This window comes from Streptomyces sp. NPDC048566, assembly GCF_043199735.1.
In the GTDB taxonomy this organism is placed as follows: Bacteria; Actinomycetota; Actinomycetes; order Streptomycetales; family Streptomycetaceae; genus Streptomyces.
The window spans coordinates 23,693-49,261 of the sequence record NZ_JBICWL010000007.1; the positions used below are offsets into that span (position 1 = coordinate 23,693).

Annotated in this window: 20 protein-coding genes; 8 read left to right on the top strand and 12 right to left on the bottom strand. The window is 73.6% G+C overall.

Annotated features, from left to right (window positions below; translation table 11 throughout):
- Positions 1-20: 20 nt before the first annotated feature.
- A complete protein-coding gene (locus tag ACGFS9_RS14020; RefSeq protein WP_393253119.1) occupies positions 21-1,271 on the bottom strand; it encodes a M14 family zinc carboxypeptidase in 1,251 nt (416 codons plus the stop codon).
- A gap of 389 nt (positions 1,272-1,660) precedes the next feature.
- Between ACGFS9_RS14020 and ACGFS9_RS14025 the strand changes: the two genes are divergently transcribed.
- Positions 1,661-3,034, top strand: coding sequence for a cytochrome P450 (locus ACGFS9_RS14025; protein ID WP_393253121.1), 1,374 nt, complete (start codon positions 1,661-1,663; stop codon positions 3,032-3,034).
- Here ACGFS9_RS14025 and treY read toward each other — a convergent pair.
- Positions 2,994-5,453, bottom strand: a complete 2,460-nt coding sequence (gene treY, locus ACGFS9_RS14030) for a malto-oligosyltrehalose synthase (RefSeq protein WP_393253123.1) — start codon at positions 5,451-5,453, stop codon at positions 2,994-2,996. The two genes, ACGFS9_RS14025 and treY, sit on opposite strands and share 41 nt — an antisense overlap.
- 198 nt (positions 5,454-5,651) lie before the next feature.
- Positions 5,652-7,760 (bottom strand): glycogen debranching protein GlgX, encoded by a 2,109-nt coding sequence (gene glgX / locus ACGFS9_RS14035; protein WP_393253125.1) that lies wholly within the window; start codon positions 7,758-7,760, stop codon positions 5,652-5,654.
- Positions 7,761-7,939: 179 nt separating this feature from the next.
- Between glgX and ACGFS9_RS14040 the strand changes: the two genes are divergently transcribed.
- The 4 genes from ACGFS9_RS14040 (at position 7,940) to ACGFS9_RS14055 (ending at position 12,353) form a co-directional block, all read left to right on the top strand.
- Entirely contained in the window at positions 7,940-8,755 is an 816-nt protein-coding gene (locus tag ACGFS9_RS14040) for a Tat pathway signal sequence domain protein (RefSeq protein WP_393253127.1), read from the top strand.
- Between the two features lie 62 nt (positions 8,756-8,817).
- On the top strand, positions 8,818-10,134 hold the full coding sequence (locus ACGFS9_RS14045; RefSeq protein ID WP_393253129.1) for a copper amine oxidase: 1,317 nt from the start codon (positions 8,818-8,820) through the stop codon (positions 10,132-10,134).
- 148 nt (positions 10,135-10,282) lie between these two features.
- Positions 10,283-11,521, top strand: a complete 1,239-nt coding sequence (locus ACGFS9_RS14050) for an SAV2148 family HEPN domain-containing protein (RefSeq protein ID WP_393253131.1) — start codon at positions 10,283-10,285, stop codon at positions 11,519-11,521.
- A gap of 112 nt (positions 11,522-11,633) precedes the next feature.
- A complete protein-coding gene (locus ACGFS9_RS14055) occupies positions 11,634-12,353 on the top strand; it encodes a 3'-5' exonuclease (protein WP_393253133.1) in 720 nt (239 codons plus the stop codon).
- A gap of 64 nt (positions 12,354-12,417) precedes the next feature.
- Here the strand turns inward: ACGFS9_RS14055 and ACGFS9_RS14060 are convergent, their stop codons facing one another.
- Positions 12,418-13,281: a phosphotransferase enzyme family protein gene (locus ACGFS9_RS14060; protein ID WP_393253135.1), complete on the bottom strand. Its 864-nt coding sequence runs from the start codon at positions 13,279-13,281 to the stop codon at positions 12,418-12,420.
- Between the two features lie 584 nt (positions 13,282-13,865).
- Between ACGFS9_RS14060 and ACGFS9_RS14065 the strand changes: the two genes are divergently transcribed.
- Positions 13,866-14,960, top strand: a complete 1,095-nt coding sequence (locus ACGFS9_RS14065) for a CDP-alcohol phosphatidyltransferase family protein (RefSeq protein WP_393253136.1) — start codon at positions 13,866-13,868, stop codon at positions 14,958-14,960.
- Positions 14,961-15,017: 57 nt separating this feature from the next.
- On the opposite strand, the gene ACGFS9_RS14070 is transcribed toward ACGFS9_RS14065, so the two are convergent.
- Positions 15,018-17,291, bottom strand: a complete 2,274-nt coding sequence (locus tag ACGFS9_RS14070) for an MMPL family transporter (protein ID WP_393253138.1) — start codon at positions 17,289-17,291, stop codon at positions 15,018-15,020.
- Positions 17,292-17,835: 544 nt separating this feature from the next.
- Between ACGFS9_RS14070 and ACGFS9_RS14075 the strand changes: the two genes are divergently transcribed.
- Both ACGFS9_RS14075 and ACGFS9_RS14080 read left to right on the top strand, forming a co-directional pair.
- Positions 17,836-18,384, top strand: coding sequence for a DUF1697 domain-containing protein (locus ACGFS9_RS14075; RefSeq protein WP_393253140.1), 549 nt, complete (start codon positions 17,836-17,838; stop codon positions 18,382-18,384).
- Positions 18,377-18,748, top strand: a complete 372-nt coding sequence (locus ACGFS9_RS14080; RefSeq protein ID WP_393253141.1) for a DUF4440 domain-containing protein — start codon at positions 18,377-18,379, stop codon at positions 18,746-18,748. Before ACGFS9_RS14075 ends, ACGFS9_RS14080 begins: the two co-directional genes overlap by 8 nt.
- A gap of 118 nt (positions 18,749-18,866) precedes the next feature.
- Here ACGFS9_RS14080 and ACGFS9_RS14085 read toward each other — a convergent pair whose 3' ends face one another.
- The 7 genes from ACGFS9_RS14085 to cysC form a co-directional block, all read right to left on the bottom strand.
- A complete protein-coding gene (locus ACGFS9_RS14085; protein ID WP_393253143.1) occupies positions 18,867-19,613 on the bottom strand; it encodes a sirohydrochlorin chelatase in 747 nt (248 codons plus the stop codon).
- Positions 19,614-19,620: 7 nt separating this feature from the next.
- Entirely contained in the window at positions 19,621-20,532 is a 912-nt protein-coding gene (locus tag ACGFS9_RS14090) for an ABC transporter permease (RefSeq protein ID WP_393253145.1), read from the bottom strand.
- Entirely contained in the window at positions 20,519-21,307 is a 789-nt protein-coding gene (locus ACGFS9_RS14095; protein ID WP_393253147.1) for an ABC transporter ATP-binding protein, read from the bottom strand. The genes ACGFS9_RS14090 and ACGFS9_RS14095 overlap by 14 nt, the downstream gene beginning before the upstream one ends.
- A 35-nt stretch (positions 21,308-21,342) precedes the next feature.
- The gene (locus tag ACGFS9_RS14100; RefSeq protein ID WP_393253148.1) at positions 21,343-22,464 is read right to left on the bottom strand and encodes an aliphatic sulfonate ABC transporter substrate-binding protein; all 1,122 of its coding nucleotides are present in this window, start codon (positions 22,462-22,464) and stop codon (positions 21,343-21,345) included.
- Positions 22,465-22,717: 253 nt separating this feature from the next.
- The gene (locus ACGFS9_RS14105; protein WP_393253150.1) at positions 22,718-24,073 is read right to left on the bottom strand and encodes a sulfate adenylyltransferase subunit 1; all 1,356 of its coding nucleotides are present in this window, start codon (positions 24,071-24,073) and stop codon (positions 22,718-22,720) included.
- 2 nt (positions 24,074-24,075) lie between these two features.
- Complete coding sequence (gene cysD, locus ACGFS9_RS14110; protein WP_393253152.1) at positions 24,076-25,014, bottom strand: sulfate adenylyltransferase subunit CysD; 939 nt, start codon at positions 25,012-25,014, stop codon at positions 24,076-24,078.
- The gene (cysC, locus tag ACGFS9_RS14115; RefSeq protein WP_393253458.1) at positions 25,011-25,547 is read right to left on the bottom strand and encodes an adenylyl-sulfate kinase; all 537 of its coding nucleotides are present in this window, start codon (positions 25,545-25,547) and stop codon (positions 25,011-25,013) included. The genes cysD and cysC overlap by 4 nt, the downstream gene beginning before the upstream one ends.
- Between the last annotated feature and the right edge of the window lie 22 nt (positions 25,548-25,569).

Below are 25,569 nucleotides of genomic sequence, written 5' to 3' on the forward strand. Positions count from 1 at the left end.
GCCGCGGACGCGCGGCCCGGTCAGGCGGCGCGGTCGCGCGCGTGGCGGGCCGCCGCGACGACGGTGCGGGCCTGGTGCTCGACCTGGTTCTCCAGCGGCACCCAGCGCGCCCGGAACCGCTCGGCGAAGGCGTCGCTCCAGGCGGCGACGAGGTCCTGCAGCAGCGGCGCCTCGGCGTCCCCGGCCTCCCGCAGGACGCGCAGCAGCATCGAGGCCGCCCGCAGCGGGAGGCGCCGGCCGAACGCGTCGACGCTGCCCACGTAGGCCCTCGTGATGTCCGGCGGGGGCATCCGCGCCCAGTCGACGGCGAGCCCCGGGATCAGCTCCAGCGCCCACGTGGCCGCCCGCAGCAGCGGACCGTCGCGGTCCGGCAGCCGGGGCGCGGCCCGGGCGAGCACCGCCTCCACCTGGAGGGCGTCCGCCAGCAGTCGGCGGGCCAGCCCGCGCAGGGCCGCGGCCGGATCCGGGTGCGGCGCGGGATCGTCCACCAGGTCGCTCGCCCACATCGGCACCTCCACCACGGCCGTCAGCCCGCCGTACCGGTGGGCGTGGTACCAGGTGCTGTGTCGCGCGTCGTCCGGCATGCTCGGGTAGGCGGTGTCCGAGCCCGGAGCCGGCATGACGTGCACTCCCGGCCCGGAGGCCGGCCACCCCGCCGCGTCCGACGCGGCCGTCTCGACCGGGATGTGCAGCTCCGCCGCGGACTTGGCGAACGGTTCCGCGAGGCCCGGGACGTCCTTGGTCAACTGCACCCAGCTGCCGCCCAGATCGGTGCCGTGCAGGGTCACCTGGAGGTAGGGCCGCAACTCGTCGATGACCCGGATCAGCGCCCGGGTCTCCGGCGGCAGCCGGTCGGGCGGCAGGACGGACGGCGACCACTCCGGCTGCTCGGGGCCCGCCGGGCGGAAGAAGCCCAGGTGGTAGTCGAACAGGCTGCGCGGGGCGGGGGTCACGTGCAGGCTCGCCCCGTCCGGGTCCGCGCACAGCAGGAAGTGCCATGCGGTGTCCTGGCGCAACTCCCGTTGCGCCGCGATGCGTTCGGCCAGGTGCAGCAGGGTCGAGCCACCGGTCGGTTCGTTCGCGTGGGCGCCCGCGACGACCAGCACCGCGCGCCTCGCGTGGCCGACCGACAGCAGGTGGAGCGGCCTCCCGCCGCGCGACAGGCCCACTTGTCTCAGGACGCACAGGTCCGGCCGGTGAGCCGCCAACGCCCGTGCGGACGCCACGATTTCGGTCACACTCGGGTAGCGCAACTCCGGCAGGTGACTCACCCCCGACTCGTCCGCCCTGCGCCGCTCTCGGCAGTACTCCGTTCCCTTGGAGAACTGTCAAGGATTTGACGGGGCGGCGCCAGAGGGCACCGGACGGTACTTCTCCCGCTCCCGGCGCCCGCCGGCCGCGCACACCGCCCCGCCCCGCCCCCGGAGCGGCCCGCACCGGTCCCGGCGGCCCCACCGGCCTGCACGGAGCGGGGCCCGGACCCGGCCGGTCGGACGGAGGAGCGGCGCCGCGGGCCGCACCGGCGCCCCCGCCCCCGGCGGAACCCGCCCAGGCGATTCACCCGTACGGGTGTACGTGAGCTGCGGGCGACGGCGTCCGGTGGTCGGCTGGGGGCACCCGCGCGCGGGTCCGGCGCGCAGACCCGACAGGGAGGCCCGCTGTGCTGTGCCCGCACGGCCTTCCCGGCGAGACCGCCCCGGCGCCGCGGGCCGACCCGCTTCCGCCGGCCGGATCGCGCCCGCCCGGCGGACCGAACCCGGGAGCATGCCCCGGCCCGCCGGTCACCGCGTCGCCCCGCACCGGCCAGGCGCCGCCCCGCACCGGCCAGGCGCCGCCCCGCACCGGCCAGGCGCCGCCCCGCTCCGCGCCCGTCCTCCCGTACACGCCCCCGCCGGCCGGCTCCGCGCCCGCCCCGCCGAGCCTGCTCGACCCGGGGACCGGACGTGACCCGTACCCGCTCTACCGCACCCTGCGCGGACGCTTCCCGCTGCTGTACGACGAGCCGTTCGGCGCCTGGCTGATCAGCCGGTACGCCGACGTGCGCGCCGTGCTCGCCGACCCGCGGTTCGCGCCCGCGGGCCCCGGCCCCGCGCTCGCCGGCCCGGACGGCCGCCCGGGCGCCGACCACCGCGCCCTCGCCCTCGTCCGCCCGGCGTTCCGGGACCGGGTGCCCGCAGCCCTGGCCGCCGGCGTCGAACGCGCCGCGTACGTCCTGGCCCGCCGGCTCGCGTCCCGCCCGGAGGCCGACCTCGTCGCCGAGTTCTGCCAGTGGCTGCCCACCGCGGCGGTCGTCGCCGCCCTCGGGCTGCCCTACGAGGAGACGGCGCGCGTCCACGCCCTGTGCCGCGCCGGTCTCGACCACCGCGGCGGGCACCACCCGGCGCTGGCGGCCCTGCTGGCCCCGCACATCGCCCGGCGCCGCGCCCGTCCCGGCGACGACCTGCTGTCCGCGCTCTGCACCGCCCGCGGCCGGGGGGACGGTCGCGGCGAGGCGGGCGGGCGAGGCGACGGACGACCGCCCACCGACCGGGCGGTCACGGGCGTCGCCGCGATCCTGCTGGGCGCCGGCGGCACCACCGCGCAGGCCCTCGCCTGCCACCTGGCCAACCTCCTCGACCACCCGGGCCAACTGGACGCGATCCGGGCCCGTCCCGGGCCGGCGGACGCGGCGTGGGCCGAGTCGCTGCGCCGCGACCCGCCGCTCCAGGTCGTCGCGCGCACCGCCCTGACCGCCGTCGGCCCGATTCCCGCGGGCGCCACCGTGGCCTGCCTGCTCGGTGCCGCCGGGCGGGACCCGCAGCGGTTCGCCGACCCCGACCGCTACGACGCCTTCCGCGCCGATCCCGGCCCGCTCGCCCTCGGCCGGGGGCCGCGCGGCTGCCCGGCCGGCCCGCTCGCCGGGCTGATCGCGCGGCACGGCGTGCGGGCCCTCCTCGACGTCCTGCCGGCCCTCCGCCGGGCTCCGGGGAACCGGCCCCCGGCGGAGGGCCTGGTCAGCCGGTCGCCGCGGACCCTGCCGGTCCTGCTGCGCTGACCCGCTCCAGGAGCACGGCGGGCGACCGGCCGAAGAGGTCGGCCGCGCGCGCGTGGCCGGAGAACACCCGCTCCGGGTCGTCCGGGCCGAGCACGTCGGCCCACCGCCCCGCGGGCAGCGGCAGCCGGGTCTCGCCCCAGCCGCCCGCCTCCGCGAGCCGCAGCGACAGCCGGGTGACCGCCGTGATCACCTCACCGGAACGGGTGAACGCCAGGCAGTGCGCGGCCGCCTCGCCCTCGGCGCGCAGCGGCGCGTAGTCCGCCGCGGCGCCGAAGACGTCCGGCCGCCGGGACCGCAGTCGCAGCGCCGCCGCCGTGAGCGCCGCCTTCTCCTCGGACGGGTCCCGGGGGGCGAACGCCCCGCGGTTGTCGGGGTCCACCAGGGCCCGGTACTCGCCCTCGGTGCCCTGGTACACGTCCGGCACCCCGGGCATCGTCAGATGGACCAGGGCGGCCCCGAGGACGTTCGCCCGGATGTGCGGTGCCAGCGTTGCGCGGAAGGCCGCCACGCGGCGCCCCGGGGGCCCGCAGGGCCCCGCCGCCACGAACGCGGCCACCGCCTCCTCGTAGGCGGCGTCCCGCTCGGTCCAGGCGGTGTGCGTCCCGGCCTCCCGGACGTGCTTGAGCAGGGCGTCGCCGACCCGCTCCCGGTAGGCGGCTTCCGCCCCCGCCCCGGCGTCCTCCCCGGCCGGCCCCAGGCCGAACACCGTCTGCCAGGCGGCCCACGCCACCTGCGGGTCGGGCATGCCCGGCTCCTCCCGCGACAACTCCCCGAGGAGGTCGGACCAGCGGTCCGGGCACTGCGAGAGGACGGAGACGGCGGCCCGCACGTCGGCGCTGCGCTTGGTGTCGTGGGTGGACAGCACGGTGCCACCGGCAGGCCGGTCCCGCTGCATCCGCGCGCAGTAGGCGTGGAAGTCCTCCGGGGTCACCGCGGGACGGCCCGGGTCGCCCCCCACCTCGTTCGCCGACAGCAGCGGAACGTAGCGGTAGAACGCGCTGTCCTCCACGGACTTGGCCCGCAGCGCCGACGACGTCTGCGCGAAGCGGGCCCGGAACTCGGCGCCCTCGGGCCCCTGACCGGACCGGCCGAGCACCAGGCCGCGCACGGCGTCCACGGCGTGCGCCTCCTCCGGCACCGTGAAGGCGTCCCGCGCCTCCTCGGCGGCCCGCTCGGTCACCGCGAGGGAGGCGTCCGTGGACGGGTAGGGCCGGTACACCTCCATGCGGACGAGGAGTTCGCGCAGCGCGGCGCGCAGGGCCCAGGGGGCGTGGTCGCGCAGGGCGGCGTCGGGGGAGTGCGCGCACAGCCGGCTCGCGACACGGGTGAGGCGCTCGACCTCCGTGGCCAGTTCGTGCGTGACCACCCGGTACGCGGCGCGCCGCACGGTCGTCTCCCAATGGCCGCCGAGATCGGCCTCGGCAGCCGCGAACCGCCGGTAGTGGCCGAGCAGCCCGCTCGCTCCCGCCGGATCGGCGAACAGCCCGTCGATCCGGTGCAGCGCGTCGTACCCGGTGGTGCCCGCCACCGGCCAGGAGGGCGGCAGGGGTTCGTCCCGGGCCAGGATCTTCTCGACCACCGTCCACCGGCCGCCGGTCGCCTCGTGCAGCCGGCGCAGATAGGCGTCCGGGTCCGCGAGACCGTCCGGGTGGTCGATGCGCAGCCCCTCGATCACGCCCTCGTCCAGCAGCTCCAGGATCTTGCCGTGGGTCGCCGCGAAGACCTCCGGGTCCTCGACCCGGACCCCGATCAGTTCCGAGATGCTGAAGAACCGCCGGTAGTTCAGCTCGGTGCGGGCCAGCCGCCACCAGGCGAGGCGGTACCACTGGGCGTCCAGGAGGTCGGGCATCGGGAGCTTCCCGGTGCCGGCGCGCAGTGGGAACACGTGGTCGTAGTAGCGCAGTATGTCGCCGTCGACCTTCAGGTGGCCGATCTCCGCGCCGAGCCGGTCGCCGAGCACGGGGAGCAGCACCCGGCCGTCCTGCGCGTCCCAGTCGATGTCGAACCAGCGCGCGTACGGCGACCGGGGACCCTCGCGCAGGACCTCCCGCAGGGCGTGGTTGTGGCGCGGGTCGGCCGCCATGTGGTTCGGCACGATGTCGACGACGAGGCCGAGACCGTGGTCCCGCGCGGTGCGGGCCAGGGAGCGCAGGCCCGCCTCGCCGCCGAGTTCCCCGCGCACCCGCGCGTGGTCCACCACGTCGTAGCCGTGCGCCGAGCCGGGCACGGCCTCCAGGACCGGCGACAGGTGCAGGTGGGACACGCCGAGCGCGGCCAGGTAGGGCACGGCCGCCTCGGCCCGGCCGAAGGGGAACTCCGGCTGGAGCTGGAGCCGGTACGTGGAGGTGGGCGGGGCGTGGGGCACCGGGCCGGGGACCACCGGGTCCGCCGACGCCGGTTCGGGACGCTCAGGTGTCATGCGGAGTTACGTACCCGTCCTGCCGCCTTTCGTGTCACCGCCGCGCGCATCCGGGCGTCCGGACGCGCCGCGGCACGGGCACGCGGGCGGCCCGTGCGGCGGCGTCCCGGGGCCCTCCGGCGGCCGGTCCGCTGTGCGGGGACGGCCGGGGACCCGTGCGGGTCCCCGGCCGCCGTGCGGATGCTCCCGGCGCGGAACCTAGGCCGGGCGCTGCAGCACCGTCATGCTCCGGTCGACGAGGGTCAGCCGGTCCCCCGCGTCGACCTTCGCGCCGGTGCCCGCGGCCACGCCCCCGGGCAGGGAGGTGTCCACCACGACCTGCCACTGACGGCCGTGGTCGACCGGGACGACGAAGTCGAGCGACTTCGGCGACGCGTTGAACAGCAGCAGGAAGGAGTCGTCCGCGATGCGCTCCCCGCGCGGGCCCGGCTCGGAGATCGCGTTGCCGTTGAGGAACACGGACAGGGCCCGTGCCGTGGCCGAACCCCAGTCGTGCTCCGTCATCTCCTGGCCCTCGGGCGTGAACCAGGCGATGTCCGACAACTCGTCGTGGGTCCCCTGGACGGGCCGTCCGTGGAAGAAGCGCCGCCGCCGGAAGACGGGGTGGTCGCGGCGCAGCCAGACCATCGCACGGGTGAAGTCCAGGAGTTCGCAGTCCTCCTCGGGCCACGGCACCCAGGACAGCTCGCTGTCCTGGCAGTAGGCGTTGTTGTTGCCGCCCTGGGAGCGGGCGAACTCGTCGCCGTGGCTGAGCATCGGCACGCCCTGGGAGAGCATCAGCGTGGCGATGAAGTTGCGCCGCTGCCGGCCGCGCAGGGCCAGCACGCCCTCGTCGTCGGTCTCGCCCTCGGCCCCGCAGTTCCAGGAGCGGTTGTGGCTCTCGCCGTCGCGGTTCTCCTCCCCGTTGGCGTCGTTGTGCTTGTCGTTGTACGAGACGAGGTCGTTCAGGGTGAAGCCGTCGTGGCAGGTGACGAAGTTGATGGAGGCGAGCGGCCGGCGCCCGTCGTCCTGGTAGAGGTCGGAGGAGCCGGTGAGCCGGCCGGCGAACTCCGCCAGCGTGCGGGGCTCACCGCGCCACAGGTCGCGCACGGTGTCGCGGTACTTGCCGTTCCACTCGGTCCACAGCGGCGGGAAGTTGCCCACCTGGTAGCCGCCCTCGCCCACGTCCCAGGGTTCGGCGATCAGCTTGACCTGGGAGACCACCGGGTCCTGCTGGACGAGGTCGAAGAACGACGACAGCCGGTCCACCTCGTGGAACTGGCGGGCGAGCGTGGCGGCGAGGTCGAAGCGGAAGCCGTCCACGTGCATCTCGGTGACCCAGTAGCGCAGCGAGTCCATGATGAGCTGGAGCACGTGCGGGGAGCGCATGAGCAGCGAGTTGCCGGTGCCCGTGGTGTCCATGTAGTAGCGGGGGTCGTCGGCCAGCCGGTAGTACGAGGCGTTGTCCAGGCCGCGGAAGGACAGGGTGGGACCGAGGTGGTTGCCCTCGGCGGTGTGGTTGTAGACGACGTCGAGGATGACCTCGATGTTCGCCTCGTGCAGGGCCCGCACGGCCGACTTGAACTCCAGGACCTGCTGGCCGCGGTCGCCCCAGGAGGCGTAGGCGTTGTGCGGGGCGAAGAAGCCGATCGTGTTGTAGCCCCAGTAGTTGCTGAGGCCCATGTCGACCAGTCGGTGATCGTTCACGAACTGGTGTACGGGCATCAGCTCCAGTGCCGTCACGCCGAGTTCGGTCAGATGTTCGATGATGGCCGGATGGGCCAGGGCCGCGTAGGTGCCGCGCAACTCCTCGGGCAGGGCCGGGTGCCGCATCGTGAGGCCCTTCACGTGGGCCTCGTAGAGCACCGTGTGGTGGTACTCCGTACGGGGGCGCCGGTCCTCGCCCCAGTCGAAGTAGGGATTCACCACGACGGACGACATCGTGTGCGGCGCGGAGTCCAGGTCGTTGCGCTTGTCGGGTGAACCGAAGGGGTAGCTGTACACCTCCTGACCCCACGTGACGGAGCCGGAGATCGCCTTCGCGTACGGATCGAGCAGCAGCTTCGCGGAGTTGGCGCGCTGCCCGTGCTCGGGCGCGTAGCGCCCGTGCACCCGGAAGCCGTAGCGCTGCCCGGGCATGACGCCCGGCAGATAGGCGTGCCGGACGAAGGCGTCCGTCTCGCGCAGCTCCACGGCCGTCTCCGAGCCGTCGTCGTCCAGCAGACACAGCTCAATACGGTCGGCGGCCTCCGAGAAGACCGCGAAATTGGTACCGGCACCGTCGTACGTGGCACCGAGTGGATATGCCTCACCAGGCCAGACCTGCATGGATATGACTCTTCCAGTAGTGCCGTGCCCCTGGGGGCGAGTCCGAGACGAGTCTCCCCGAAAGTGATGGAACCTCCTATGACTTAACTCCCTCTTACCCCGCGACCAGGCATACCCCGTATGCCGAACCGGTGGGGCTTTCGACGACTCCTGGGGACACAGGAGGAGCAGGGGGACATGTGCGCAGGACAGTGCACCGCCATCTGGGCAAGGTGGTGGCGGGCGCGGCCATCGCGGTGGCCGGCACGGCCGTGATGATCGGAATCACCCTTCCGGGCTCCGCCGGGGCCGACGGGAGAGGCGGGACCGGAGCGGGCCGGGGGGACGCACGGCCGGCCGCGGACGCGGCGGGGCCGGGCGGCGCGGTGCGGCCCGGTGTGGTCGAGCGGGCGCCGGCGCAGGGCGCGAAGGGTGTCGGGCGCGACCCGCTCACCGACGACGAGCTGCGGCGCGTCGAGCACATCGCGGAGAGCCGGAGCCTCCTGACCGCGGGCGAGAACGTCGAGGGGGGCCGCGGGCCGCAGCGCCTCGGCGCCGACCTGGCCGAGCCCGAGCTCTCCGAACTGGACGACCCGGCCGCGCCGCGCCGCGCCGACGTCCGGTTCTACGACTACAAGGACGACTCGCTCGTCACCCGGACCGTCAACCTCGACACCGGCAGGGTGGAGCACACCGGCGTCCAGCACGACGTGCAGCCGCCGATCAGCCGGGCCGAGATGACTCAGGCCGCCGACCTGCTGATCGCCGACCCGCTCGGCGCGGGCCTGAAGGCCGACTACAGGGACGCCACCGGCAAGGACCTCACCTCGGCCGGCCAGTTCCTGCTCAGCAGCATGGTGTACCGCGCCACCCCCGGGGCGCAGCCCGCCGTCCTGGACGCCTGCGGCAGGCACCGGTGCGTGCGCCTGTTCCCGAAGGTCCGCAACGGGCCCTGGATCGACAGCCGTGACCTGGTGATCGACCTGAGCACCCGCACGGTCGGCAAGCTCGGCTGACCACCGGGCGCCCGTCCGCTCCACTCCCACCACCACAGTTTTCCGCAAGGAGTCGCTTCCTCATGCGTGTCGACAGAAACAGCCGTGCCCGCAGCCGGGTGGCGGCGGGCCTCTCGGTGCTCGCCCTGGCCGCCGGCGCCACGACGGCGGCGGGTCCGGCCGCCGCCCGGCCCCAGGCCGCCCCGGCCGCGGCCCCCGACTGCAGCGCCGCCTACCGGATCGAGCAGAAGCTCGCCACCGGCACCACCTGGCGGATGTGCTGGCACTACGAGAGCGAGGCCGGGCTCGTCCTGGAGGACGTCTCCTACCAGCCTCCCGGCGAGACCCGCCCGATCAAGGTCCTCAGCACCGCCAAGCTGGCCCAGATCGACGTCCCCTACGACGACGGCTCGGTCGAGTACAGCGACCTGACGGGCGCCGGATTCGGGCAGGGGCTGATGGAGATGGCGCCCGCCGAATGCCCCGGCGGCACCATCAAGACGGTCAAGGTGCCCGAGGCGTGGGACCCCCGGCACGCGAACGTCAAGGGCCTGTGCGCCACGACCCGTTCGCGCGGCCACGCGTACCGCATGCAGGCCGACACCGGCAACAAGGTCTTCCAGAAGCAGGGCAAGGACCTGCTCGTCTACACGGTCAACAAGGTCGGCTGGTACGAGTACATCACCGAGTGGCGCTTCCAGGACGACGGCACCCTCGCCATGGACATCGGCGCCACCGGAAGCCTCTCGCCCGGCGACTACGACGCCGGCGACGGCCGCGGCTGGCCGCTCGGCAAGGGCGCCAAGGACTACGCCACCAGCCACAGCCACAACGTGTTCTGGCGGCTCAACTTCGGCCTCGACGGCTCCTCCAAGGCCAAGGTCGAGCAGTACGACTCCGCGGTCAGCCCGCCCGCCCGCGGCGCCGAGGCACCCAGCAAGAAGACCACGCGCACCCGGATCACCAAGGAGTTCGCGGGCGACGCCAAGAACTCCCGCTGGTGGCGGGTGGTGAGCAACTCCGGCCGCAACAAGGACAACCACGCCCGCTCCTACGAACTGGTGCCGGGCCCGACGACCAAGTACCTGGGCCGCTCCTTCACCCGGCACGACGTCTACTTCACCCAGTACGCCAAGTGCGAGCAGTTCGCCAGCGACAACCTGCGCAACTGCGGTGCCGGACACGGGAAGTCCGTCGACAAGTGGGTCGGCGGACAGACGCTCACCCACCCCGTGGTCTGGGTCAACGTGGGCTTCCACCACATCGCCCGCGACGAGGACCAGCAGCCCATGCCCGTCCACTGGCAGGGCTTCTCCATCGCCCCGCGCGACGTCACCGCCATGAATCCGCTCACTCCGCCGGAGCTGGCGAACCAGAACGGCCAAGCGGAACCGAGGTAGTTGGGAAACAGCCTGTCCATCGGGCTGCACCGCCCACCGCTCCCGGAGTACCCTTCCTTGATCGTTGATTGGGGCACGACCCCGGAGACCGGTTGGTCGGGGGCCCGGCCCCTGGGGATGGCTCGGGGGAGCGGAAGGCGGTGCACGGGTGGGCTCGGGAGGGCTGGAGCTTCCTCCTGGTGACGAGGGTCACGAGGGGAACTCCACAGATGTCCCGCCCGGCGCGGTGTCCCTGGCACGGCCGATGGAGAGAGGATCCATCGGACCGGAACTGGACTGGGGCGCCGACGCCTGGCGGGAGGTGCGCACCCGCGCCCAGCGGGCCGGCCGCGCCTACATCTGGCTGAACCTGGTCGAACAGCGGCTGCGCGCGGTCGTCGCCGCCGTCCTGCGTCCGGTGTACGAACCGGTCCACGGCGACGACTGGGTGGTCGCCGCCGCCGGACCCGCCGGGCAGGAGTGGGTGCAGCGGGCGGTCGCCGTACGCGAGGTGAGCCGCCGCAAGGGCTACCTGCTCGATCCGGCCGACGACAACGTGCTCAGCTTCCTCACCCTGCCGCAGCTGCGCGAACTCGTGGTGCAGCACTGGCCCTGCTTCGAGCCGTACCTCGACGAGCGCCGCGACGTCGAACTCGCCCTGGACGAGCTGGAGGTGACCCGGAACGTCGTCTCGCGCAACCGCGCCCTGTCCGAGGCCGTGCTCGGCCAGGCAGAGCGGGCGGCGGCGAGGCTCCTGGAGATCCTGGGCGCCGGCAGCGACGTGCCCTCCGCGCGCCGGCTGCCCGTCGACGCCGTCGAGGAACTGGTCGGCGACCGCTACGCGGACGTCGTCGGCGTGCACTCCGACCGGGTGCGGCTGCTGCGCCAGTTCCCCGCCGAGGACCTCTTCGGGGGCGCCCGCCGGCTCGACGCCATCGGCATCGGCCTGAACCTGCTGGTGCAGAACTTCTCCGGACGCAGGCTCGTCCGCCTCGCGGAGTCCGGCTGCCGGGTCCGCCTGCTGTTCCTGAACCCCGCCTCCAGCGCCGTGAAGCGGCGGGAGCGCGAACTGGGCATCAAGCGCGGTGAGCTGAGCCGGGCGGTGGAGATGAACATCCTGCACATGCGGCGGGTGCGCTCCAGGCTGCGCGACCCGGACGCCTTCGCGATCCAGGTCTTCGACGAGACCCCCCGCTTCACCGCCTACCTCGTCGACGGGGACGGCTCGGACGGGATCGCCGTCGTGCAGTCCTATCTGCGCCGGACCCGGGGCATGGAGGCGCCGGTGCTGGTGCTGCGGGGCGGCAGCCGGGTGGTCAAACCGGACGACAAGGGGGAAGAGGGCCTTTTCCCGACCTATCGCGAGGAGTTCGAGGTGGCCTGGGCCGATTCGCGCCCCGTGTCCTGACGGCGGGTCCCCCGCCCGCCCATCCCGGAGGGACGCGCTCCGGGGATTGTCAGTGGCCCGTGCGATGGTGGGGACCACTGGGGGAAAGCACCACGAGGAAGGGGGGCCGCCCATGGGCTGGCACCGGGAGCTGCTGATCGGCTTCGACCTGGAGACGACCGGGACCGATCCGCGCGCGGCGCGCATCGTGACGGGCGCCGTGATCGAGGTCGCGGACGGCGAGCCGGCCGGGCGTCGTGAGTGGCTGGCCGATCCGGGCGTGGAGATCCCGGCCGACGCGGTGGCGGTGCACGGCATCACCAACGAGCGGGCGAGCGCCGAGGGCCGCCCGGCCGACGAGGTGGCCGACGCGCTCGCCGGCGTCCTCACCGGCTACTGGAAGGCGGGCGTCCCGGTGGTCGCGTACAACGCCGCCTTCGACCTCACCCTGCTCTCCGCCGAACTGCGGCGCCACGGACTGCCGTCCCTGCGCGACCGGCTCGGCGGCGACCCGGCGCCGGTCGTCGACCCCTACACGATCGACCGTGCCGTGGACCGCTATCGCCGGGGCAAGCGCACCCTCGAAGCGGTCTGCGCCGAGTACGGCGTGCCGCTGGACGGCGCGCATGACGCCTCGGCCGACGCGCTCGCCGCCGCCCGGCTGGCCTGTGCGATAGCCGGCCGCCACCCCAAGGTGGCGACGCTCGGCCCCGCGGAACTGCACCGCCGCCAGATCGAGTGGTACGCGCAGTGGGCGGCCGACTTCCAGGACTTCCTGCGCCGCAAGGGCGAGCCCGGCGCCGTGGTGGACGGGACCTGGCCGGTGCGGGCCCTGGCGGACGAGCGCGTCTGAGGCGCGCCCCGGCCGGCCGCCGCCGGGCCCGCGCCGCCACCTCCCGGAGCCGGCGGCCCGCCGGTCAGAAGGGGTACCAGCGCACGCTCTCGTCGCCCTCCCGGAGCGAGGCGACCCGGCGTTCGAACTCGGCCAGCGCGCCGGGGTTGGCCGGTGCGTGCTGGGCGACCCAGGCGCAGCTCGCGGTCTCGCGGGCCCCCCGCAGCACCGAGCAGCCCTCCCACGTCCGGACATCCCATCCGTAGCCCTCGGCGAAGGCGTCGTAGGCCGCCGGGGCGAGCCCGTAGCGGTCGCGGGACAGCGCCATCACCACCAGGTCGTGCTCGCGCAGGTCGGCGGAGAAGGTCTCCAGGTCGACCAGGACGGGTCCGGCCGGACCGACGTGCACGTTGCGCGGCAGTGCGTCGCCGTGGATCGGGCCCGGCGGCAGGTGCGGGGTGAGCGCGGCGGCGGACGCGGCGAAACCGTCCCGCCGCTCCCGCAGAAAGGCCGCGTCGGCGGGGTCGACGGCGTCCCCCGCGAGCCGCAGCCAGCGCTCCACCCCGCCCAGGAGATCGCGGGGCGGGAGGGTGATCGCGGGGGTGGGCAGCGCGTGCACCCGCCGCAGCAGGCCGGCCAGGTCGCGCGGCTCGGCGGCCCGCACGGCCTCGGGCAGCCGGTGCCACACCGTCACGGGATGTCCCTCGACCAGCAGCGGATCGGGCGCGGCGGCCCGCACCGCGGGCACGTCCGAGGCGGCGAGCCAGCCGGCGACGTCCAGCTCGCGCCGGGCGCGCTCCAGTAGTTCCGCGTCCCGCCCGACCTTCGCGACCAGGCCGCCGGCGGCGAACACCGCGTTCTCCCCGAGTGCGAGGAGCGTCGCGTCCCGCGCCCGCCCCGGCAGTACGTCCGCCGCGGCCAGTACCTCCCGCGCCCGTGCCTCGTCCATCGCCCGCCTCCGTCGTCCCGCGCGCGGGGCCGCGCGCTCCCTCGCGTCACGGCTCCGGGGCCGCGCCGTCCGCCCGCAAGTGTCGCATTGCCGCAGGCCGACGCGGCGGCGCGGTGCCGCGGGGCGCCGGCCGGCCCGCGGTCCGGTGGTCGACGGGGCGACGGGGTGGTGGTGCCGGGAAAGGGCGAGCGGCCGCGTGGGCGGGCGGGGGAGGGGGGCGCGCGGGGAGGGGCGGAGAAGCCGAGGCATCGGCCGCTGGATCACGCGTCCGGGGGTGAGGCGCCTGGACGGGTGGACGGGTCCGCCGGGTCCGCGAAGGCCCGCGGAACGTCACCCTCCCCGGGGGGTCCGGCGGCACCGCGTCACGGTTGCGTCCGAACGGTGAAGTCCTGGCGCGCATCCGATAACGGTCGGGTATTTGTGTAACGCTCAGGTAACGCGAGATCCACCGGGAATATGCGTCGACTCGGTGTTGAAAGAGACCGTTACCCCCTTCAAAAGGTTGCACGCAGCGGATCTTGTGCCTTGGGTAAGGGGATTCCTAGCGTGAGGTTAATTCCAGTCGAACACCAGGAAGTTGACCCATGCCATCCACACGCCGAGACATACCGCCCCTCGCCGAGGTACGCCGCATCACGGAGAAGAAGCGCGACGCCTGGTGGACGGTGCTGCTCGTCGATCCGGTCGCCACCCCGCTGGTCCGGCAGCTCGCCCTGCGGACGAAGGTCACGCCGAACCAGATCACCTGGGGCGCCTTCCTCCTCGGGCTGGCCTCGGCGGCCTGCTTCGCGCTCGGCGACTGGCGCTGGCTCGTGGCGGGCGCGGTCATCTACCACGTGAGCTTCATCTTCGACTGCATGGACGGCAAGCTCGCGCGGCTCACCGGTCAGGGCTCGGTGTTCGGCGCCTGGCTCGACTTCGTCTTCGACCGCATCCGGGTGGCCGTCTGCGCGATCGCGCTGATGGGCGGTCAATACCAGCGCACCGGGGAGACGTTGTACATCTGGCTGGCCCTCGCCGTGGTGGGCCTCGACACCCTGCGCTACATCAACTCCCTGGAGATCTTCAAGATCCGCCACACGATGCGCAAGCAGATCAAGTCGCGCATGCGGGCGGCGCGCCGTGCGGAGAACCAGGCCGAGCTGAGCTTCATGGAAGACCTGCTGCGCGACAACCCCGAGGCCGACATCGAGCAGGACATGACCCGGGCCGAGGAGTCCGCCGCCCGGCAGGCGGTGGAGCAGGACGCGGAGGAGACCGGCGCGCGGGCCGCCGCGGAGGCGGGGACGACGGCGCCCGCCGCTCTGCCCGGCCGGGTTCCGGTCCCGCCGGCGACCCGGTCCGCCGAGGAGCCGGCCGAGGACCCGAAGCCGGTCTCCCCGCCCCGGGTCATCGACCTCCAGCAGGAGTTCCGCCGGCGTTTCCCGGCCTATCTGCGGCTGCGGTCCTTTCTGCTGCGGCACCGCATCCGTGCCCACCTGGTGAGCGGCATCGAATTCCAGATGGGCGTCTTCATGATCGGCCCGCTGCTCGACCAGGTGATGGGGGCGACGATCGTCTCCGGCGTGCTCCTCCTCGTCTTCGAGCTCGCCATCATCTACAAACTCCTGCTGTCCACCCGGGACTTCACGCGCACCATCGATTCCTTCGAGCGTGACACGGTGACCCAGGCCGCCTGAGCAGCGCCCGGCCGGCCCGCCCGCGGTCGCGCGGGCGAGCCGGCTTCCGGTGTCCCGTCAGGCCCGCACCCGCTCCTCCGGCTTCCCGGCCGGCGGCGCGGGCGTGGCCGGCCCGGACATCTCCGCGGCCTCGTCGTGCGTCAGGTCGGGCATCCGGCGCAGCCACGCCGGCAGGTACCAGTTGCGCTCGCCGAGCAGCGCCATCACGGCCGGGAGCAGCACACCCCGGATGATCGTGGCGTCGATGAGCACCGCCGCCGCCAGGCCCACGCCCATCTGCTTCATGGACTGCATGGACAGCGTTCCGAAGATCGCGAAGACGGCGACCATGATGACGGCGGCGCTGGTGACGACACCCGCCGTGGTGACCACACCGTGCCGGATGGCGTCCTTGGTGTCCCGGCCCCGCAGTCGCGCCTCACGGATACGCGAGACCACGAACACGTGGTAGTCCATCGACAGCCCGAACAGGATGACGAAGAGGAACAGCGGCAGCCACGTCACGATGGCACCCACGCCCTCCGCGCCCACCAGCGAGGCACCCCAGCCGTGCTGGAAGACGGCGACCAGGATGCCGTACGCGGCGGCCACCGACAGCAGGTTGAGCACGATCGAGGTGACGGCGACCGTCAGCGAGCGGAACGACACGAGCATCAGCAGGAAGGCGAACACGATCACGAAGGCGAACACCGGCGCCACCGAGCCGACGAGCTGGGTGTTGAAGTCGTGCGACCCCGCGACCTGCCCGGTGATCGGTGCCCGGACCCCCTCGACCCTGCCGAGGGTCACGGGCCGCACCGTGTCGCGCAGGAGTTCCAGGCTCTTCTCCGCCCGGTCCTGGTCGGAGCCGCCGACCAGCGGGACGGAGACGAGGGCGACGTTCTGGCGGGAGTGCACCGTGATGTCGACCGGGCCGCGCGAGGCACCCGAGCGGACCGCCTGCTCCCGGAAGTCGGCGAGGGCGGACCGTACGTCGGCGGCGTCGATGTCCCGCGCCTCGACGACGACCTCGGCGGGCTCGGAACCGCCGGGGAAGGCGTCGTTGAGGCGGTTGTAGGTGCCCACGATGGGCAGGGAGTCGCCGAACTCCTGGTCCAGGGTGAGCTGCTGGGTCTTCATGCCGAGGGCCGGAGCGGCCACCGCCAGCAGGGCGCCGGTCGCGACCACGAGCGCGATCGCGGGCCGGGCGAGCACGACCCGCAGCACGGCGTCCCAGAACCGGCTTCCCTCGGCGGCGGCCCGGCCGGTGCCCCGCCGCCCGGCCCGGCGCAGGAACGGCACCCGGCCCTTCTCCACCCGCTCGCCGAGCAGCGAGAGCAGTGCGGGCAGCACGGTGACGGAGCCGACCATGGCGACGGCGACGACCATCAGCGAGGCCAGCCCCATCGCCTCGAACTCGGCCAGCCCGGTGAAGAGCATGCCCGCCATCGCCACGCACACGGTGACGCCGGAGACGATGACGGCACGCCCGCTCGTCGCGGCGGCGATCCGCAGGGCGGTCGCGGCGTCCCGCCCCGCCGCGCGCTCCTCGCGCTCCCGCCGCAGGTAGAACAGGCAGTAGTCGACGCCGACGGCCAGCCCCACCAGAAGCATCACGGAGTTGGCCGTGTCGCTCATCGGCATCAGATGGCTGACGAGCCCCATCAGACCCATCGTCGCCATGATGGCGGTGACCGCGAGCGCCACCGGCAGCAGTGCCGCCACCAGCGCGCCGAAGGCGATCAGCAGGATGCCCAACGCCACCGGCACGGCGGACAGTTCGGCCTTCCGGAAGTCGTCGCCGAAGGCGTCGTCGTACTGCTTCATCATGCTCGCGCCGCCGATCTCCTCGATCCGCAGCCCGGCGTGGTCCTTCTGCACCCCCGCGACGGCCTTCAGCACGGGGGCGACGCGCTCGCCCGCCGTGTCGGCGTCGCCGCGCATCTCGAACCGCACGAGCGCGCTGCGCCCGTCCTCGGAGATCGTCCCGGTGTCGTACGGCGAGGTCACCCCGGTGACCTCGCCGGTCGCACCGACGGCCTCGACGACCGCGGCGACCGCCTCCCGGAACTCCGGGTCGGTGGCCCGGCCGCCCGCGTCCCTCGACTGCACCAGCACCGACTCGCCGGCCGGCTCCTCGATGCGGGCGTCCTCGATGATCTTCGCGGCGGTGTGCGTCTCGCCCTTCAGCTGGTCGCTCTCGTTGACGTCGACGCGTCCGGCCGCCGCGCCGAGGCCCATCGCGAGGACGACGAACAGCACCCAGATGCCGACCGCCGCCCATCGGTGCCGGGCGCTCCAGCCGCCTGCCCGCGCGGCGACGCCGCGCACCCGTGTGTGTCCGTTCCCCATGACGGGCCTGCCCCCTTGCCTGCGGCGACAGCCCCCTGCCGTCACCTCTGTCTCGACGGTAGGGGCCGGCCGGGAGCGTCACCTCGTGCTGCCCGGTGAGCCTCGGACCGCGGGCCTCCTCCCCGCGGACCGCGCGCTCCTCCGCACTGTGGAGGAGCAAGCCCCCTACACCTAAGGGCAGTTCTCGGGGGCGCCGGTCAGGGTCGCGTGGTCGGGTCCCCTCCGGCGGCTGGGGAGCGCCGCACCCTTTCGCAAGCTTGTTGATCAAGTCACAGCTGCTGGAAGATGTTGATCCACGCGCGCCGATCGGCGAGGGTTTCCGGTGTCGGGGACCTCGCTCCCGCGCAGCGCAGCGCACCGCAGACCGGGACGCCCCACCCGCCCGGGTCCGCGCGTCCCGCCCGGCGGTCCGCGCGCAGGCGGGCTCCGCGAGCCGGGCACGAGAGCGTCCGGCCCGTCGCCCGCGGCCACGCCCGCGCAGCCCCCGAGCCGCGGCCGTCGTGCCCACCCCCACGGGGCACGACGGCCGCCTTATGGTGTCCGGATGACGACGACGTACGCGGCGCTGTTGCGCGGCATCAACGTGGGCGGCGCGAAGAAGGTGCCGATGGCCGAGCTGCGCACCCTGCTGGAGGGGCTCGGCCTCACCGGCGTCCGCACCCACCTGCAGAGCGGGAACGCCGTGTTCGGCGCCGACCGCGGTGACGAGGAGAGCCTCGCCGCGGAGCTCTCCGCCGCCATCGAGCAGCGGTTCGGGTTCGGCGTCGGCGTCATCGTCCGCGACCACCGCTATCTGCGGGCGGTACGCGAGGCATGCCCGTTCCCCGCCGCCGAGCTGGAGGCCAGGCAGCTCCACGTCACCTACTTCTCCGAGGCCGTCGACCCCGCACGCTTCGCCCCGGTCGAGCCCGCGGAGTTCCGTCCCGAGGAGTTCCGCCTGGGCGACCGCGCCCTCTACCTGTACGCGCCCGACGGCCTCGGCCGCTCCCGGCTCGCCGGGGCACTCGCCAGACCCCGGCTGCTCAAGGGCCTGCTGGCCACCACCCGGAACTGGAACACCGTCGTCAAACTGGAGGAGCTGACCGGTGTCTGAGCGCAATCCCGCCGTCGAGGCCGCCATCGAGGGCGAACTGCGCCTGCTCGACCCGGAGGTCCGCCGCTCCGCCGACCTCGTCGGCGCGCTGCTCCATCCCGACTTCTACGAGTTCGGCTCGTCCGGGCACATCTGGGACCGTGCTTCCATCATCGCCGCGCTGGCCGCCGAGACGGAGACCGGCGGCCACAGCACCACCTCGCGGATGCGGGGAGTCCAGCTCGCCGCCGACCTCGTGCACCTGACATTCGACACCGACGACAAAGGCCGCCGAGCGCACCGCAGTTCCCTGTGGCGGCGCTCCGGTGACAGCTGGCTGCTCTACTTCCACCAGGGAACCCCCTACGGCGTGATCGAGCGCTGACCGCGCCCGCCGCGCGACCCGACCCGTGCCGCGGGCGCGCCGGGACGGCGCGGAACACGCCGGCGCCCGCACCCGCCCGGCAGCGGAGGCCGGGGTGCCCGGCGCCGCCGTGCGCGCGTCAGGCGCCGAGCGCGGCGAGCTGCGGCCGGCGGGCCGCGTCGTACCGTTCCAGCAGCACCCGCGCCACCTCGGGCGCGGGCCCGAGCACGTCGCCGAGGACGTCCGCGTCCGCCGCGCCCCGCGCGATGCGGTCCGGCAGGAACCCCGGCGCCAGCACGTACGGGGCGACGGCGACGCGGGCACAGCCCAGCGCCCGCAGCTCGCGCACGGCGTCCTCGGTGCGCGGCAGGGCGGCGGAGGCGAACGCGGGCCGCACGGCGCACCAACCGGTGTGCCGCCACTCCCGCGCGATTGCTGCGATCACCGCGATCGCCTCCGGGTCGGTGGACCCCGCCGAGGCCAGCACGACCCCGGTCGAGGACTTGTCGGCCGGCGTCAGCCCGGCCTCGTACAACCGGCGTTCGAGCGCCGCCGTCAGCAGGGGCGACGGGCCGAGCACGTCGGCCTGGCGCACCCGCATCCGGGACGGCGCCGCGCGCAGCTCCGCCGGGATGTCGGACTTGGCGTGGAAGGCGCGCGTCAGCAGCAGCGGCAGCGCCACCACGTCCCGCACCCCCTCCGCGTCCAGGGACGCCAGGACGCCCTGGACGGAGGGCACGTTGAAGTCGAGGAACCCCGTCTCCACCCGCAGCCCCGGGCGCAGCGCCCGCAGCCGCCGTACCAGGGCGTGCACCGTCGCCGCATGCCGCGGATCACGGCTGCCGTGGGCGATGACGACGAGGACGGGACGCTGCGACCTGCTCATGACGGTGTCAGCCCTTCACCAGGAGTCCGCGGCTGCGCAGCACCCACCGCTCCACCGGACTGAAGATCAGCAGGTCGATGGCGATGCCCACGAACAGGATGAGGAAGATGGCGAGGAAGACCATCGGCATGGAACTGGCGTTGCGGCCGTTCTCCAGCAGCTGGCCGAGGCCCACGCCGAGGTCGGGGGAGGAAGCGATGATCTCCGCGGCCATCAGCGACCGCCAGGAGAAGGCCCAGCCCTGCTTCAGGCCGGCGAGATAGCCGGGCAGCGCGGCCGGCATGACGACGTGCCACGTGCCGCGCACCCCGGTCGCCCCCATCGTGCGGCCGGCCCGGAGGAAGAGCGGCGGCACCTGGTCCACGCCGGACACCAGGCCGTTCGCGATCGACGGCACGGCGCCGAGCAGGATCACGGCGTACATCATCGAGTTGTCCAGCCCGAGCCAGATCACGGCCGGGGGGACCCACGCGACCGACGGCAGGGACTGCAGGCCGGACAGGATCGGGCCGATCGCGGCGCGCACGAACCGCACCCGCGCCACGAGCAGCCCGAGCGGCGTCCCGATCGCCAGGGCGAACAGGAATCCGAGCAGACCGCGCGACACGCTGGTCCAGATGTAGTCCAGCAGGGTGCCCTGGAGCCAGGCGTTCTCGACCTCGGCCCACACGTCGGACGGGGCGGGCAGCCGGGTCGGGTCGTCGACGATCCGGAAGGTGATCAGCGCCTGCCAGGCCGCCAGCACCACCACGGCGGCGACGAGCGGCGGCAGCACCTTCTGCCGGAACGTGGCGCCGAGGGACCTGGGCCGGGTGACCGAGGTCTCCAGCGCGTCGAGCCCCGCCTCCAGGCCGCCCAGGGAGTCCTGCTCCCCGGCGGCGGTCCCGGCCGGCCGGGCGCCGGTGTCAGTGCTGGCCATGGCGGCGGATCTCCCCACGCAGTTCTTCGGTGATCTCGACGGACAGTTCCGCCACGGGGGCGTCCTCGATACGGCGCGGCTGTGCGATGCCGACCTCCCACTCGCGGGCCACCCGCCCGGGACGGGAGGACAGCAGGACCACGCGCTGCGCCAGCCGGACCGCCTCGCGCACGTTGTGCGTGACGAACAGGACGGACACGCCCGTCTCCTGCCAGATCCGGGTCAGCTCGTCGTGCAGGACGTCCCGGGTGATCGCGTCCAGTGCGGCGAACGGCTCGTCCATCAGCAGGAGCCGGCTGTCCTGGGCGAGGGCGCGCGCCATCGCCACGCGCTGGCGCATCCCGCCGGACAGTTCGTGCACCCGCTTGCCGTACGCGCCGCGCAGCCGGACGAGTTCGAGCAGCTCCTCCGCCCGGCCTCGCCGCTCGCCCTTCGCCACTCCCCGCAGGCGCAGGGCGAGTTCGATGTTCTTGCCCGCGGTGAGCCAGGGGAACAGGGCGTGCTCCTGGAACATCAGCGCCGGGCGCCCCGCGGTGGTGATGGTGCCGGCGGAGGGCTTGTCGAGCCCGGCCACCAGGTTGAGCAGGGTGGACTTGCCGCACCCCGAGGCCCCCAGGAGGGTGACGAACTCGCCCGGCGCGACATCGAGGGTGATGTCGTCCAGGACGAGCTGTGGCCCCGCCGGGCCGGCGAAGGACTTCGAGACGTGCTCGATACGGGCGGCGTACCGCGTCACAGCGACGCCGTCCGCGGCCGTGGCGAGAGTCGTGGCCATGGTCGTCACCTCCTGGGAACGGTGGGGATACGGGCTTAGCGGACGCCGAGGCCGGCGTCGTCGACGGGACTCTCGCCCGCGTTCCTGAGCACCTTGTTCAGCAGCCTGAGGTCGTAGATGCCCTTCAGGTCGGGCTTCTCCAGGAGGCCGGCCCGCACCGCGTGGTCCGCCTCGGTGGTCAGGGTCGACGCGAGGGGGTCGTCGATGATCTGGATGGACTTCCAGGCCCGGTCCAGGACGTCGGCGGGCAGGGCCTTGCCCGAGTCCGCCTCCAGCTGCCGGTTCGCCGACGCCTTCGCCTCGTCCGGGTGGGCGTTGATCCACTTGTTGGCCTCGACGGACCCCTTCAGGACCGCCTCGACCGCCTTCGGGTGCTCCGTGAGGAACCTCTGCGACACGATGATGTTCGTGATCACGAACTTCCTGCCGGGCCACAGGTCCCGCTCGTCGAGGAGCACCTTGCCGCCCTCGGCGACCAGCCTGGACGCGGTCGGCTCCGGCACCCACGCGCCGTCGACGGAGCCCGACCTGTAGGCGTCCGGCGTGATCTTGTTGTCGGTGCGGACGACCGAGACGTCGCCCTTGCCGCTCTGCGCGTCGACCTTCCAGCCCTGGCGCGCGGCCCAGTCGAGGAACGCGACGTCCTGCGTGTTCCCGAGCTGCGGCGTCGCGATCTTCTTGCCCTTGACGTCCTTCAGGGACCTGATCTTCTCGGGGTCGACCACGAGCTTCACGCCGCCCGACGCCGAACCGCCGACGATGCGCAGGCTCTTGCCCTTCGACTTCGTGTAGCCGTTGATCGAGGGCGAGGGGCCGATCCAGCCGATGTCGATGGAGCCCGAGTTGAGGGCCTCGATCTCGGACGGGCCGGCGTTGAAGACCTGGTACTTCGCGGCGGTGGCGCCGAGCTCCTTCTGGAAGAAGCCCTTCTGGTTGCCGACGAGCGCGGTGGCGTGCGTCAGGTTGCCGAAGTAGCCGATCCTCACGGAGTCGAGGCCGTCGGTCTTCTCCGCCCCGGCGGCGATCTTCGCCGTGGTGTCGTCCCCGGCCTCGGAGCCGTAGCCGCAGGCGGCGAGGGCGAGCAGCGGGAGGGCGGTGGCGGCGGCGAGCCCGCGGCGCACCCGGGCGGGTCGTCTCGTCGAACGGATGGCAGGCACGGGAGGTGTTCCTCTCGTCGGCCCGGCGGTCACGCACCTGTCAGGTCGTGGCCGGGAGGTCGGCGGGTCTTCGTCTTCGCGAAGCCCGGGGGGTGAGGGCGCGCAGGCAGTGCGCGTACGTCATCGCGCACATCGCGCCACTCCGCCCTGGCCTCCCCCGAACTCCGTTCGGTGGGACCTCCGGCCGAGGGCGCCGCCGCCGGCGAGGGCGCCCTTTCGTGCGAACGTGGAGGAGGAGTCGGCGGGATTCATGTCAGAAGTCCCAGCCCTCGTCGTCGGTGCCGTCCTTGACCGGCTGCGGCGCGGCGAACGACTCGCCGACCATGCCCGCCGTCAGCGTCGTGCCGTCGGCCGGGTCGATGAGGATGAACGCGCCGGTGCGCCGGGAGTCGGCGTACGCGTCGAGCGGGAGCGGCTCGGCCGTACGGATCTTGACGCGGCCGATGTCGTTGGCGACGAGCCGGCCCGGGTGCGGGTGCAGCGACAGGTCGTCCAGGGTGAGCCGGGAGGGGATGTCCTTGACGATGGCCTTGACCGTGCGGGTGCCGTGCTTGAGCAGCACCCGGTGGCCGACGGTGAGCGGCGCGTCGGCCACGTGGCAGACCGTCGCCTCGACGTCCTGCGTCGTGGCGGGCGCGTCCTTGCTCGGCACCAGCAGGTCGCCGCGCGAGATGTCGACGTCGTCCGCCAGCAGCAGGGTCACCGACTGCGGGGTCCACGCCGCGTCCACCGGCGTGCCCAGCAGGTCGATGCCCGACACGGTGGAGGTGCGGCCGGAGGGCAGCACGGTCACGCTGTCGCCGACCCGGAAGGTGCCGGCGGCGATCTGGCCCGCGTAGCCCCGGTAGTCCGGGTGCTCCGCGGTCTGCGGGCGGATCACGTACTGCACGGGCAGCCGCGCGTGGCAGTGCGCCAGGTCGTGGCTGACCGGCACGGTCTCCAGGTGTTCGAGCACCGTCGGCCCGCCGTACCAGTCCATGTGCGCGGAGGGTTCCACGACGTTGTCGCCGGCCAGCGCCGAGATGGGGATCGCGGTGATCTCGGGGACGCCCAGCTCGGTGGCGTACGCCGTGAACTCCTCGGCGATCGCGGCGAAGACGGTCTCCTCGTAGCCGACGAGGTCCATCTTGTTCACCGCGAGGACCACGTGCGGGACGCGCAGCAGCGCGGCCACGGCGGCGTGCCGGCGGGTCTGCTCGATCACGCCGTTGCGGGCGTCGACGAGGACCACGGCGAGGTCGGCGGTGGAGGCGCCGGTGACCATGTTCCGGGTGTACTGCACGTGCCCGGGGGTGTCGGCCAGGATGAACCGGCGGCGCGCCGTGGCGAAGTAGCGGTAGGCGACGTCGATCGTGATGCCCTGCTCCCGCTCGGCGCGCAGGCCGTCGGTGAGCAGGGCGAGGTCCGGGGTGTCCTGGCCGCGACCGGCCGAGACGCGCTCGACGGCCTCCAGCTGGTCCGTGAGGATCGACTTGGAGTCGTGCAGCAGGCGCCCGACGAGGGTGGACTTGCCGTCGTCTACGGAGCCCGCGGTCGCGAAGCGCAGCAGGGTGGTCGACGACAACTGCTCGACCGACAGCGGTTCGGTGGGTTCGGTGGTGCTGGTCATGTCTAGAAGTACCCCTCGCGCTTGCGGTCTTCCATCGCGGCCTCGGACACCTTGTCGTCCGCGCGGGTGGCGCCGCGCTCGGTGAGCCGGGAGGCGGCGATCTCGGCGATGACGGCGTCCAGGGTGGTCGCCTCGGAGTCGACGGCGCCGGTGCAGGACATGTCACCGACGGTGCGGTAGCGGACGAGGCGCTTCTCGACGCTCTCGCCGTCCTTCGGGCCGCCCCATTCGCCGGCGGTCAGCCACATGCCGGCCCGCGCGAAGACCTCGCGCTCGTGGGCGAAGTAGATCTCCGGCAGCTCGATGCCCTCGCGGGCGATGTACTGCCACACGTCCAGCTCCGTCCAGTTGGACAGCGGGAACACGCGCACGTGCTCGCCGGGAGCGTGCCGGCCGTTGTAGAGCTGCCACAGTTCGGGGCGCTGGCGGCGCGGGTCCCACTGGGAGAACTCGTCGCGCAGCGAGAACACCCGCTCCTTGGCGCGGGCCTTCTCCTCGTCGCGGCGCCCGCCGCCGAACACGGCGTCGAAGCGCTCCGCCTGGATCCTCTCGGTGAGCGGAAGGGTCTGCAGCGGGTTGCGGGTGCCGTCGGGGCGCTCGCGCAGCACACCGCGGTCGATGTAGTCCTGCACGGAGGCGACGTGCAGGCGCAGCCCGTGCTCGGCCACCGTGCGGTCGCGGTAGGCGAGGACCTCGGGGAAGTTGTGCCCGGTGTCCACGTGGAGCAGCGTGAAGGGGATCGCGGCGGGCGCGAACGCCTTCAGCGCGAGGTGCAGCATGACGATGGAGTCCTTGCCGCCGGAGAAGAGGATCACCGGCCGCTCGAACTCGCCGGCCACCTCGCGGAAGATGTGGACGGCCTCGGACTCCAGGGCGTCCAGGTGCGACAGCGCGTACGGGCTGCCGGTGGTGTTCTCGGTGACGCTGGCGACGGTCGTCATGCGAGACCCCTTTCGGTGAGCAGCGCGTGCAGCGCGGCCGCGGACTCCTGCACGGTCTGGGTGTGCGAGGCGATGCGCAGGTCGGGCGAGGCGGGCTCCTCGTAGGGGTCGTCGACCCCGGTCAGCCCCGAGATCTCGCCCGCGGCCTGCCGGGCGTACAGCCCCTTCACGTCGCGCACCGAGCAGACCTCGACCGGTGTCGCCACGTGCACCTCCAGGTAGGGGGTGCCGCCGGCGGCGTGGCGGTCGCGGACCGCGTCGCGGCTGTCCGCGTACGGCGCGATCACCGGGACGAGGGCCGTGACGCCGTTGCGCGCGAGGAGTTCGGCGAGGTAGCCGATCCGCCGCACGTTCGTGTCGCGGTCCGCGCGGGAGAAGCCGAGGCCCGCGGAGAGGAACGCGCGGATCTCGTCGCCGTCGAGCACCTCGACGCGGCGCCCCTCCTCGCGCAGCCGGCCGGCCAGTTCGTACGCGATGGTGGTCTTGCCGGCACTCGGCAGACCCGTGAGCCAGACGGTGGCTCCGGTGGTCACTTGCTGCTCCCGGGAGTTCGTG